This is a genomic window from Paenarthrobacter sp. NPDC090522, from assembly GCF_044769225.1.
GTDB lineage: Bacteria > Actinomycetota > Actinomycetes > Actinomycetales > Micrococcaceae > Arthrobacter.
Map to the genome: position 1 here is coordinate 242,677 of NZ_JBIVXL010000001.1, position 12,434 is coordinate 255,110.

Annotated in this window: 10 protein-coding genes; 2 read left to right on the plus strand and 8 right to left on the minus strand. The window is 63.4% G+C overall.

Translation table 11 applies throughout. The features are described 5' to 3' along the window. Position 1 precedes the first annotated feature (1 nt). Positions 2–772 carry a DNA repair protein RecO gene (recO, locus tag ACIQT2_RS01115; protein WP_400332085.1) on the minus strand — a complete coding sequence of 257 codons (771 nt, stop codon included), beginning with the start codon at positions 770–772 and terminating at the stop codon, positions 2–4. A 67-nt stretch (positions 773–839) separates the two neighbouring features. Further along, the gene (gene leuA, locus ACIQT2_RS01120; protein WP_400332083.1) at positions 840–2,579 is read right to left on the minus strand and encodes a 2-isopropylmalate synthase; all 1,740 of its coding nucleotides are present in this window, start codon (positions 2,577–2,579) and stop codon (positions 840–842) included. 250 nt (positions 2,580–2,829) lie between these two features. On the opposite strand from leuA, the gene ACIQT2_RS01125 reads away from it, so the two are divergent. Then, positions 2,830–4,782 (plus strand): M13 family metallopeptidase, encoded by a 1,953-nt coding sequence (locus ACIQT2_RS01125; RefSeq protein WP_402942762.1) that lies wholly within the window; start codon positions 2,830–2,832, stop codon positions 4,780–4,782. A gap of 66 nt (positions 4,783–4,848) precedes the next feature. Here the strand turns inward: ACIQT2_RS01125 and ACIQT2_RS01130 are convergent, their stop codons facing one another. The 5 genes from ACIQT2_RS01130 to ACIQT2_RS01150 form a co-directional block, all read right to left on the minus strand. After that, on the minus strand, positions 4,849–6,327 hold the full coding sequence (locus tag ACIQT2_RS01130) for an LCP family protein (RefSeq protein WP_402942765.1): 1,479 nt from the start codon (positions 6,325–6,327) through the stop codon (positions 4,849–4,851). Positions 6,328–6,523: 196 nt separating this feature from the next. Continuing rightward, positions 6,524–7,486, minus strand: a complete 963-nt coding sequence (gene era, locus ACIQT2_RS01135) for a GTPase Era (protein ID WP_400332074.1) — start codon at positions 7,484–7,486, stop codon at positions 6,524–6,526. Then, a complete protein-coding gene (locus tag ACIQT2_RS01140) occupies positions 7,470–8,801 on the minus strand; it encodes a hemolysin family protein (RefSeq protein WP_402942768.1) in 1,332 nt (443 codons plus the stop codon). The genes era and ACIQT2_RS01140 overlap by 17 nt, the downstream gene beginning before the upstream one ends. After that, entirely contained in the window at positions 8,798–9,271 is a 474-nt protein-coding gene (gene ybeY / locus ACIQT2_RS01145; RefSeq protein ID WP_397321680.1) for an rRNA maturation RNase YbeY, read from the minus strand. Before ybeY ends, ACIQT2_RS01140 begins: the two co-directional genes overlap by 4 nt. Next, positions 9,268–10,350, minus strand: coding sequence for a PhoH family protein (locus ACIQT2_RS01150; RefSeq protein ID WP_400332068.1), 1,083 nt, complete (start codon positions 10,348–10,350; stop codon positions 9,268–9,270). Before ACIQT2_RS01150 ends, ybeY begins: the two co-directional genes overlap by 4 nt. Positions 10,351–10,534: 184 nt before the next feature. Between ACIQT2_RS01150 and ACIQT2_RS01155 the strand changes: the two genes are divergently transcribed. Continuing rightward, positions 10,535–11,641 carry a GerMN domain-containing protein gene (locus tag ACIQT2_RS01155; RefSeq protein WP_402942773.1) on the plus strand — a complete coding sequence of 369 codons (1,107 nt, stop codon included), beginning with the start codon at positions 10,535–10,537 and terminating at the stop codon, positions 11,639–11,641. A 9-nt stretch (positions 11,642–11,650) separates the two neighbouring features. Here the strand turns inward: ACIQT2_RS01155 and ACIQT2_RS01160 are convergent, their stop codons facing one another. Beyond that, entirely contained in the window at positions 11,651–12,433 is a 783-nt protein-coding gene (locus ACIQT2_RS01160) for a 16S rRNA (uracil(1498)-N(3))-methyltransferase (RefSeq protein WP_402942776.1), read from the minus strand. Between the last annotated feature and the right edge of the window lies 1 nt (position 12,434).

Genomic DNA, 12,434 nt, shown 5'->3' on the forward strand with positions numbered 1-12,434 from the left:
GCTAGCTTCGCTCCACATGTTTGAGTGATTTCACGGCGCGTTCCAAATGCCATTGCAGATAGCCCGCCACCAGGCCTGCCGCTTCCCTGCGGTGCCGGGGGTCGGAGCCGTCGGCCACACCCCAGTTCCCCGTCAACAGGGCACCAAGAAGCACCACCGTTTCAGGGGCAGGCGCCGGCGATCCTGGCGGACGGCAGTCGCCACAAACCATCCCTCCCAAGGGCGCGGCGAAGGCTGTATGCGGACCAGGGGTTGCACAACGGGCACAATCGGTGAAACTGGGCGCCCAGCCGCCCGTGGCCAAAGCCCGCAGCAGGTAGGAGTCCAGGATGAGTTCCGGCGGATGCTCCGAACGGCTCAGCGCTGCCAAGGCACCCACCAACAGGTTGTACTGGGCTGTGCCTGATTCAGCGTCGACGTCGGTCAACTTCTCTGCCGTCTCGGTCATGGCAGCGGCCACCGTGAAGCGGCCATAATCCGCAGCGATGCTGCTGCCGTAGGCTCCCTTCGCCACCGCTTGCGTCACGATGTCCAGGGTACGGCCGGACACCAACTGGAGGTCGGCCACCATGAACGGTTCAAGCCGGGCCCCGAATCGGCTGCTGGTCCTGCGCACGCCCTTGGCCACTGCCCGGACCTGCCCATGGTGCTTGGTGAGCAGCGTGATGATCCGGTCGGCCTCGCCGAGCTTGTGGGTACGGAGCACCACAGCATCGTCCCGGTAGGACCGGGCTGCGAAAGAGGATGGATTGGCCACATCTAATCTTCGCATTGCGGCGGCTTCCTGGAGCACCGCCAAGCCGTGGGGTGACGGTATTTCACGTCACCCCACGGACCGCCTAGGCCTGGGCGTCGCGGACAGCCCGGTTCACTGCGGAAATCAGGGCCTTCAGCGAGGACGTGGTGGTGCTGGGATCGATCCCTACCCCCCACAGGACCCGCTCGCCGACTGCGCACTCAACGTAGGCAGCGGCACTGGCGCTGCCGCCTTCGGACAGTGCATGTTCGCTGTAGTCCAGGACGCGGACGTCCACGCCGTCATGGTGCAGGATGTCCAGGAACGCGGCGATGGGCCCGTTGCCGTGTCCGGTCCGCCGTACTTCGACGCCGTCAATGCGCAGGGAGGCGTTCATGGTCATGGCGCCCGACTCGTCCGTCTCCGTGCTGACGCTGCCCAGCGAGTAACGGCCCCACTGCGACTGTTCTTCGTCCGAGGGCAGGTATTCATCCTGGAAAATCTGCCACAGCTGGGCGCCACTGACTTCGCCGCCAACGGCGTCGGTGCGGCGCTGGATCACTCCCGAGAACTCGATTTGCGCCCGGCGTGGCAGGTCGAGGTTGTGCTCGTTCTTCAGCAGGTAGGCCACGCCGCCCTTGCCGGACTGGGAGTTGACGCGGATAACGGCCTCGTAGCTGCGGCCGAGGTCCTTGGGATCGATCGGCAGGTACGGAACCTGCCACGTGAAATCCTTGACCGGAACCCCTGCTGTGGCGGCGTCCTTCTCCAGGGCTTCGAAGCCCTTCTTGATGGCATCCTGGTGCGAACCGGAGAAAGCCGTAAATACGAGGTCGCCACCGTAGGGCGCGCGCTCCGGGACCGGCAGTTGGTTGCAGTACTCGACCGTTCGGCGCACCTCGTCGATGTCAGAGAAATCGATCATGGGGTCGATCCCCTGGACGAACATGTTCAGGCCCAGCGTCACCAGGTCCACATTGCCCGTCCGCTCGCCGTTGCCGAACAAGCAACCCTCAATCCGGTCAGCGCCGGCCAGGTAGCCCAGTTCGGCAGCAGCAACACCGGTGCCGCGGTCGTTGTGCGGGTGCAGCGAAATAATGATGCCCTCACGCGGGTGCAGGTTCCGGTGCATCCACTCAATCGAATCGGCGTAGACATTCGGCGTTGCCATCTCCACCGTGGCCGGCAGGTTGATGATGACTTGCTTGTCCGCCGAAGCTTCGAAGACGTCTGCGATGGCGTTGCACACGCGGGCTGCGTACTCGAGCTCGGTTCCCGTGAAGGACTCGGGCGAGTACTCGTAGGTGATGTGCGTATCCGCGAGGGTCTCTTCGTACTTCTTGCACAGACGCGCGCCCTGCAATGCGATGTCCAGGATTCCGTCCTCATCCTGGTTGAAGACCACCCGGCGCTGCAGCACGGACGTGGAGTTGTAGAGGTGCACGATCGCCTGCTTGGCACCAACCAGGGACTCGTACGTCCGCTCGATCAGGTGCTCGCGGGCTTGGGTCAACACCTGGATGGTGACGTCGTCCGGAATGTGGCCGCCTTCGATCAGCTGCCGGACAAAGTCGAAGTCTGTTTGCGATGCCGACGGGAAACCGACCTCAATCTCCTTGAAACCCATCTTCACCAGCAACTGGAACATCTTCAGCTTGCGGGCCGGGCTCATGGGATCGATCAGGGCCTGGTTGCCGTCCCGGAGGTCGACGGCGCACCAGCGGGGAGCTTTGGTAATGACCTTGTCCGGCCACGTGCGGTCCGGGACTTCAACGGTGATCTGGTCCTGGAACGGCAGGTAGCGGTGAATCGGCATACCGGAGGGCTTTTGTGCATTGCGCATGACGTGTGGCCTTTTCTCTAAGAACTAAGTGAAAGCTTAGCCGGGCACACCGAAACTCCGCGGCGAGGATGGCCCAGCTTTCAATCAGCTATCAGGCCTCGCCGCGGCAGCTAAGAAGAAGCATCTCCGCACGCACAAGTTCACAGTAACACGGTGCGTATGATGACATTGCAACACCCAATGCAACGTCCACTATGCAGACGCCGCGACGGTGGCAACGCCGGCTGCAGCGTCCATCCAAGGAGCCACAGTGCCACAGTCGGGGATCACTCTTTCCAACATCGATCACAACGTCCGGCCGCAGGACGATCTTTACCAGCACGTCAACGGAGCCTGGCTTAACAACACAACCATTCCGGACGACCGCCCGTTGGAAGGCACCTTTACCGCCCTGCGCGACGAAGCGGAACTGGCAGTAAAGGCGATCATCGAAGAAGCTGCGGGCAAGGGCGAGGCCGCGACCGGCGTCGAACGGAAAGTCGGCGGTCTCTACGCAAGCTTCATGGACGAGGCGGCCGCTGAGGCCAAGGGGCTCGACCCCGTTCGCGGCCGCCTCGAGGATGTCCGCGCGGTGTCCTCCAGCGGTGACCTCGTTGCCCTGATCGGACGGTTGTTCCGTTCCGATGTCTCCGGGCTCTTCGGTATCTACCCCGCCCCGGATGCCGGCAATCCCGAGCGCATCCTCCTGTACATCAGCCAGGGCGGCCTGGGCCTGCCGGACGAGTCGTACTACCGTGAAGAGAAATTCGCTCCCATCGTCACCGCCTACGGTGAGTACATTTCGAAGCTCTTCAGCCTGGCCGGCGTACCGGACGCCGAGGCGGCCGCAGGCCGGATCGTTGCCCTGGAGACATCGCTCGCCTCCCACCACTGGGACAACGTCACACTGCGGGATCCGCAGAAAACCTACAACCTCAAGACCGCGAAAGAGGCGGCCGACCTCTTCCCCCTGCTCAATGCATGGTTCGAGGCAGCCCGCATTGACGAAGGGAAACGCACGGAAATCGTGGTCAGCACGCCCGACTTCTTTGCCGGCGCCGCCGGGCTGCTGGAGTCGGCCGACCTTGCGACGTGGAAGGAATGGCTCACCCTTCGTGTCCTCGGCTCGGCTGCGCCCTACCTGTCCGCTGAGTTCGTTGATGCGAACTTCGACTTCTACGGCACCACGCTCAGCGGCACTCCGCAAAACAAGGAACGCTGGAAGCGTGGCGTGGCGGTGGTGGAGTCAGCCCTGGGTGAAGCAGTAGGCCAGATCTACGTTGAACGGCATTTCCCGCAAGGCCACAAAGCACGGATGCAAACCCTGGTTTCAAACCTGATCGAGGCCTACCGCGCCAGCATTTCCTCCCTTGAGTGGATGGGCGAGGCGACCAAGGCGGAGGCCCTGAAGAAACTGGAAGCATTCCGCCCCAAGATCGGCTTCCCCGAGAAGTGGATCGACTACTCCGCCGTTGAGATCCACCCCAATGACCTCCTGGGCAATGTGGAGCGCGCCCACGACGCAGACATCGACCGCCACCTGGATGAAATCGGCAAGCCGGTGGACCTCAACAAGTGGCTCATGACGCCGCAGACGGTCAACGCCTACTACCACCCGATGCTGAACGAAATCGTCTTCCCCGCAGCCATCCTGCAGCCACCGTTCTTCAACGCGGACGCGGACGACGCTGTGAACTACGGCGGCATCGGCGCAGTGATCGGCCATGAAATCGGCCACGGTTTTGACGATCAGGGATCCCAGTTCGACGGCAGTGGCGCCCTGCGCAACTGGTGGACCGAAGAGGACCGCGCGGCCTTCGAGACCCGCACCGCCAAGCTGGTTGCCCAGTACGACGCCCTGTCTCCCTATGCCGCACCGGACCACAAAGTCAACGGCAAGCTCACGCTGGGCGAAAATATTGGCGACCTCGGCGGACTCACCATCGCCTACAAGGCCTACCTCCTCAGCCTCGACGGTGCCGAGCCGGAGGTGATCGATGGTTTCACAGGACAGCAGCGCTTCTTCATGTCCTGGGCTGCGGGATGGCGCCAAGTGATCCGTTCCGAGGAAGCCATCCGACGCCTCGCCACTGATCCCCACTCCCCCAACGAATTCCGGACCAACGCGATCGCCCGGAACCTCAACGCCTTCCATGAAGCCTTCGATGTCCAGGAGCAGGACACCATGTGGATGGCACCCGGGGAGCGCGTCAGCATCTGGTAAACGTCAGCAATGAACAGTGGCCGGTTCCCACCAGGGAACCGGCCACTGTTCATTAAGTCCGGATAGTTACTGGGTGATGTAGAGGGGGTTCACTTGTTGGCACACCGCATCCTTGGCCGTCTGGTTCACCACATCCGTAGGAACTGAAGCCGCACCATACGCGGTACCGCTTGCAAAGTCCGTACCCACGTAAACCTGGACTCCGGAAACGCCCGCGGCTTGTTTGACCTGGGTTGCCGGGATACCGAAGAGCGCCGCCACATCCGTAGCCACGTCAGCGAAGTCGGCACCGTAGTAAACGACCGTCTGTTCCACCGGGTTGGCCAGGTAGGACACCGCCTGGGTGAAGCCATTTCCGGTCAGAACGGACATGATTTCCTGTGCCCGCGTACCCACGCCACTGCCATTGGCCACGGAAACAGGCTGGATGGCCTTGTTGTACGCCGACGCCGGAGGCGCAACCGTAGTGGGTGCAGCCGACGCCGCGTCCGTGGCGGAAGGCGTTGCCGAAGGACTCGACGTAGCTCCCGGGTTGGTCAGGTCAAGGTCCGCGCGGAGCGCAGCAAAGAGCTGCGAGGCCTGGGGTTCCACCAATTCAAGCCTGTTGGGATCGACGGCCGCCGGCTGGGTGGGCACAGAGACAAACGCCACCTTGGAGACATCAATGTCCTTCAACCGGCCGCCGATGGTCAGCAACGTTGGGACCGAGGCCAAGCCTTCGTCCACCGTGAGGTTCTGTGTCACCACATCGGCAATCTGCAGCAGGCGCTGCGGGTTGGCCAAGGTGCCTTCGGACTTCAACTTCCGGGTCAGGGAAGAAAGGAAGGCCTGCTGCCCCTTGATGCGGCCAAGGTCGCCGCCGTCGCCGAACGCATGGCGCGTACGGAGGAAGGCCAAAGCCTGCTCACCTTCCACGTGCGAGTTGCCCTTGGCCAGGCGAAGGCCGGAGTCGGGGTCAAAAACGGGGTCGCTGACGCACACGTCCACGCCGCCAACGGCCTTGGACAACTCCTTGACCGCGTTGAAGTCTGCCATCATGAAGTGGTCCACGGTGAGGCCCGTGAGCTTGTTGATCGTATCCACGGCGCAACCGATCCCGGCTTCCGCCATGGCGGCATTGATCATGACGCCACTGCGCGCGGGGAAGGTCTGGTTGTTGGTGTGGTCGGTGCATTGCGGGACGTCGACCAGCAGGTCACGAGGGAAGCTCATGACGCTGACCCGCTTGTTGTCGGCAGAGATGTCCAGCAACATCATGACGTCCGAGTGGCCGTAGCCCGTGGAATCCTCAGACGTGCCGTATTGCGCGTTCTTGCCGTCGCGGGTGTCGGATCCCAGGATGAGGATCTGGAGCCTGTCCGACTTGTCGTTGACAGTGGCATCGCCGGAAACCCGCTCGTCGCCGGCGCTCAGCGGTGCCTTGGTGATGTTGCTCTGGAGCCGGATGAACCAGAATGCCGCGAAAGCTACGCCGGCCACCAAAGCCACGGAAACCACTCCGGTAACGATTTTCAGCCACACGGGCAGCCCCTTGGGCGCGTTCATGTGGCGCGGAGTTCCTTCGGGACCCCCACCATGGCGCGCCTCACCGGGAGCAGCGGTGCCGGTGCCCTGGGCGTGGGCTTCACGACGTCGCACTATTCGGTTACCTTTCCTCAAACAGGTGAATCTCCGCAATCATAGTGGCCGTTTCTGTGAACTTGCTCATCCATCCCCTGACCACGCCGATGCGTAGGGCCAATCAGAAGCCCAGCTTCACCAATTGCTTGGGGTCCCGCTGCCAGTCCTTGGCGACCTTGACGTGCAAATCCAGGTAGATGCGGGTGCCCAGCAGCGTTTCAATACCTTTGCGTGCGTTGGTGCCCACCTCGCGCAGCCGGCTTCCGCCCTTGCCAATGATGATGGCCTTCTGCGAGGGACGCTCCACGTAAAGATTGACGCGGACATCCAGCAGGGGGTTGTCCTCGGTACGGCCCTCACGGGGAACAATCTCCTCGACCACCACGGCCAACGAGTGCGGAAGTTCGTCGCGGACACCTTCGAGTGCCGCCTCGCGGATCAGTTCGGCAATCATGACTGCTTCAGGTTCGTCGGTCAGTTCGCCATCCGGGTAGAGCGGCGGAGATGCCGGCATGTGCCCAATGAGGACATCGGCAACCGTGTTGACCTGGAATCCATCGGCGGCCGAAACGGGGACGATGTCCGCCCACCCTTGGTCTCCGAGGACTTCCCTTCCCAGTTCGGCGACGGCAAGCAATTGTTCAGTCAGGGCCTGCCGGTCCACCAGGTCGGTCTTGGTCACGATCGCCACGATGGGCTTGCGGCCCACTCCCGCCAATTGGGCGGCGATGTACTTGTCGCCGGGGCCGATCTTCTCGTTCGCAGGAAGGCAGAAACCGATGGCATCAACCTCTGCCAGGGTGTCCGCCACGAGCTCGTTGAGCCGCTTGCCCAGCAGGGTGCGGGGACGGTGGAGTCCGGGAGTATCCACGAGGATGAGCTGGGCATCTTCCCGGTGCACGATGCCGCGGATCGTGTGCCGCGTGGTCTGCGGTTTGGCCGACGTGATGGCCACCTTCTGCCCCACCAAGGCATTGGTCAAGGTGGATTTACCGGCGTTGGGGCGGCCAACCAGGACCGAGAAACCGGCGTGGAAGCCGCCGAACGCGTCCTCGGCGTCGAATTTCTTATTTTGCTTGCTCACGTGGAACTCCCTGTTGCGTTGTGCCGGCCTCGTCGAGAAGGTTTTCAAGGTCAGTTTCTTCTTTTGGCATTGCTGCCGCAATGATGTGGCTGACCCGGTTTCGCCGACCCTCAAGCCTATCGGCCCTGAGCGACACCCCGTTCACCTCCACTGAACTTCCCACGATCGGTACCTGGCCCAGCGCCTTCGCCAGGAGGCCACCCACCGTGTCCACCTCGTCGTCGTCAAGATCCATGTCGAAGAGTTCGCCAAGATCGTCGATGCTCATGCGGGCGCTGACACGGTAGGTTCCGTCGCCGAGGTCAACAGCTTCTTCCGCCGCGGCGTCGTATTCGTCCACGATTTCCCCGACGATTTCCTCGATGAGGTCCTCAAGGGTCACCAGGCCGGCCGTGCCACCGTACTCGTCGATCACGATGGCCACGTGCGTCGATTCCTGCTGGAGTTCCTTCAAGAGGTCGCTCACCGGCTTGGACTCCGGAACGTACCGGACCTCGCGGGCCAGCGAATCGACGTCGTGCGGCTGCAGGCCGTGCTCGTTGCGGTGGAGCGCCGCAGCAACGTCCTTAAGGTAGAGGATGCCCCGGATCTGGTCGGTGTTCTCGCCGATGACCGGAATCCGCGAATAGCCTGAGCGGAGAAACAGGGCCATCGCCGCTTCCAGCCCGGAACCGGTACAGATGCTGACGATGTCCGTTCGGGGAACCATGACCGACCGCACCAAGGTATCCCCAAAGTCGAACACCGAGTGGATGAGTTCGGCCTCGTTGTCCTCGATCATGTCCGACTCGGCCGCGCGGTCCACGAACTCCCGGAACTCTTCCTCGCTGACGAAAGCGTCGTCGCCGCCCGGGGCGCCGGGTGCCACCGCGCTGCCCAGGGCCACGAGCCACCCGGGAATTGGTCCGAGTATCCAGCAGAGGAACCGGATCAGCGGTGCCGTGAACCGCACCACCGGACCTGAGTGCGCCCTCCCCAGCTGCCGCGGCGAAACCCCAACCAGGACAAAACCTATGACCGCCATGATGCCGGTGGCTGCGAGCCCGGCGAGCCATACGTTGTCCAGCAGGCTGTGAAGTACGACGGCGACCGCCACCGCAGCTGCCATTTCGAACCATACGCGCCAAAAGCGCAGCGCGCGGATGTGCGCAACGGGGTTCTGGAGGATGCTCCCCAGGGCTTTGCCCTTGCTCCGGTGCACGGATTGTTCAGCTTCGTGCCGGGGCAGGAAATTGAAGGCGGCCTCGGCCGCCGTCAGAAGGGCGACGAAGCTCAGGAAGACCAGCGCCATGCCGACCAGGAGGAGCGAGGTCACTGCATGGTCTCCATGGGGGCATCCTTGCCCAGGAACTCAGACAGCAGTTCGCGCTGCAGGCCGAACATCTCTTCCTTCTCGTCCGGCTCGGCGTGGTCGAAGCCCAGCAGGTGCAGGATGCCGTGGGTGGTCAGCAGCAACATCTCGTCCTGCGTGGGGTGTCCCGCATTGCGTGCCTGGACTTCGGCCACCTGCGGGCAAATGGCAATATCGCCGAGCATGCCCTGGGGTGTGGGCCGGTCCGGGGTGCCCGGCGTCAACTCGTCCATCGGGACGGACAGCACATCCGTGGCCCCTGGCTCATCCATGAGTTCGATGTGGAGTTTCTCCATGGCCGCCTCATCCACCAACAAGATGGACAGCTCGGCCTGGGGGTGGATGTACAAGCGCTCGAAGATGAAGCGCGACAACGTGACCAGCTGGGCTTCGTCCACCTCCACGCCGGATTCGTTGTTGACCTCAATGCTCATTTGTGTTCTCCGCGTTTGTGCTGGGTGCCCGCTGTCGCCGGGCGGTGGGCGTCGTCCCATTTGCTGTACGCAGAAACAATGTCTGCCACGAGGCGGTGCCTGACGACGTCGGCCGCCTCCAGGATCGAGAAGTTGACGTCGTCGATGCCCGTCAGGATCTCCCTCACGATCCGCAGGCCGGACGTTGCGCCGAAGGGAAGGTCGATCTGGGTCACGTCTCCCGTCACAACCATCTTGGAACCGAAACCAAGGCGCGTCAGGAACATCTTCATCTGCTCCGGAGTAGTGTTTTGCGCCTCGTCCAGGATGATGAAGGCATCGTTGAGCGTCCGACCACGCATGTAGGCCAGCGGGGCAACTTCGATGGTGCCGGCGGCCATGAGACGGGGAATCGACTCGGGGTCCATCATGTCGTGCAAGGCGTCGTACAGCGGACGGAGGTAGGGGTCGATCTTGTCGCTGAGGGTACCGGGAAGGAAGCCCAGCCGCTCCCCTGCTTCCACTGCCGGACGCGTCAGGATAATCCGGCTGACTTCCTTGTTTTGCAAGGCCTGGACGGCCTTTGCCATGGCCAGGTACGTCTTGCCCGTACCGGCCGGGCCGATGCCGAAGATCACGGTGTTGTCGTCGATGGCGTCGACGTAGTTCTTCTGGTTCAGCGTCTTGGGGCGGATGGTCTTGCCCCGGCTGGACAGGATGTTGTGTGTCAGGACGTCAACAGGGTTCTGGACGGACTGCGCCCCCAGCAGGGAAACGAGCTGCTGCAGGATGTCCGGCGTGACGGTAGTGCCCTTGGCGACGAGCCCGCGCACTTCTTCCAGAAGCCGCATGATCCGCGGGATGACCGCCGACGGACCGGACATGGACAACTCGTTGCCCCGCACATGGAAGTTGACGTCCGGGAACTGGTCCTCGATGTAACGCAGGGCTTCGTCGTGGCTGCCCAGCGAGTGAACCATCTGGTCTGAATTGTCGAACGTGACGATTTCCGTGCGCGTGCCCGGCAAGGTGTGCGGGAACTCTGTGGCCGCCGGGTTCCCGTTGCCGGTCCGCAGCCGCCCATTCAGGGATTCACTCATAGTGCTGGCCGTACGGCCTGTTCTCCTCCGGTTGGTTATCGTCTTTTCCCCGGTCAGGCGCCGCGCCCACCGTGGTCCGGCCATATGCCGGAATGCCTTCAATCCTACGCCAGCAAGCGGCCGTCCGAACTGGCACGGCACCATCGCACGAAGAGCCGGATGCCACCACCGCAACGTTGGCTGTTTGTCTCAACTCGGCATCAAGCCGGTATCAATCCTGTTTCAGTTGGTGCTGGTCCGGCAAAACCCGGCCAGCCGCCGTCGGACGTGTGCCAAGCTGGCAAGGCAGGGTGAAAAGTCCGCCCGCGCAGGACCGGACGCCCACTCCGGCGGAAGCAAGGCAAGGAAACCCCACATCACGCAGTCAGCCACCCCACAGCAAGGCGCCCGCAAGCGGACGAAGTCCGCCGTTGCCGCGCCCGCTATGGCTGCCGTCCTGTTCCTGACCGGTTGCATCGCCAACGGCGGCACCACCGCGCCCACCTCAAGCCCGGCCATCAATGTCCAGGACGCCCCCGCGAGCAACGCGCCGTTGGAAACCACCCAGGCCTCCACCAAGATCCCCGTCTATTGGATCGGGCGGAGCAAGGACAACGTCTACCTCTACCGCGAGTTCCGGGACATCTCCGGCGACGGGAACCCCGTCACCACCGCCCTGCGCATCATGATGGCCGAGAAGCCGCTGGACCACGATTTCTTCACCCCATGGCAGGAACCCGGCAGCCTGGCCACATCGATCTCAGGCAAGAACGTCATCACCGTGGACATTTCGCGGGACGCCTTCAACTCGAACCTCGACGCCGGCATGGCCCAACGGGCGGTCCAGCAGTTGGTGTACACAGCCACTGCCGCAGCCTCGTCCTCCGGGCTGATCAACTCCGGGCAACAGATCCAGGTGGTCATCCTGGTGGATGGACACACCGACTTCATGGCCTTCGGCCAAGTGAAACTCGGCCAACCCATGGCGAGGGACGCCTCGATGGTGGCTCCCCTGTGGATCATCGACCCCCAGGAGGACACGACTTTGCCGGCCGGTGCCGTCAAGTTCAACGGCCGCAGCACGGACAGCTCCAAGCCGGTGAACTGGCAAATCCTGCAGGATAACGGCGGCGCCAGGACCAGCCTGCTCACCGGCCAAGTAAAATCCACCGGTGAACCGGGACAATTCGGCGTCTTCACCTTCAGCGCCACGCTGAAGCCCGGGCGCTACGAGCTTCGCGTGACCCAGGTGGACAGTTCCGGGCAAGCCGACGAATCGACACTGGATACCAGGCTCTTCAACGTCAACTGACGCCCTGGGTCAAGCCTCCTGCCAGCGCCCCAGGACATCGCTCGCCAGTACGACGGCGGCAGGCCCGGCCGTCGATGACCTCAGGACATGGTGGCCCAACAGGGCCGTCACGGCACCAGCATCGCTAAGGCGGGTTACTTCGCGCGGCGAGATGCCACCCTCCGGTCCAACGATCAACAGGACTTCCCGGGGTGCGTCGGGGCCGGCACCGGCCAGTTGGGCCGCGCCTTCCAGGACGGACCGCAGTCCATTCTTTGCATCCTCATGGAGGATGACGGCCACGTCTGCCTCAGCGACTGCCTTGGCCAGCGATGCGGAGTCCACGATGGACCTGACCTCGGGGATCCAGGCGCGACGTGCCTGCTTGGCAGCGGCGGTGACCACCGACTGCCACTTTGCATGGGCCTTGGCCGCACGGTCGCCCTTCCACCGCACGATGGAACGTTCCGCCTGCCAGGGAATGACAGCGTCGATGCCGAGTTCCGTGGCGGTCTCGATGGCGAGCTCGTCCCGGTCGCCCTTGGCCAGGGCCTGGACCAGCACCAGCCGCACCGACGGTTGTTCCTCGAAGACCACGTCCGTTGCCGTCACCGAAAGCGAGCCTTGGCCGGCGTCGGACACCTTGCCAGTGAGCCGGGCGCCGGACCCGTCCGCGAGATCCACGGGTTCGCCGACGGCCAACCGCTTCACGGTCACGGCGTGGCGGGCTTCAGGACCTTCGAGGATGAACACGGAACCCGGCCCCAGTCCGTCCAGGCTCCCGGCCGGGGTGAAGAAGACGGGGTTGCTCACC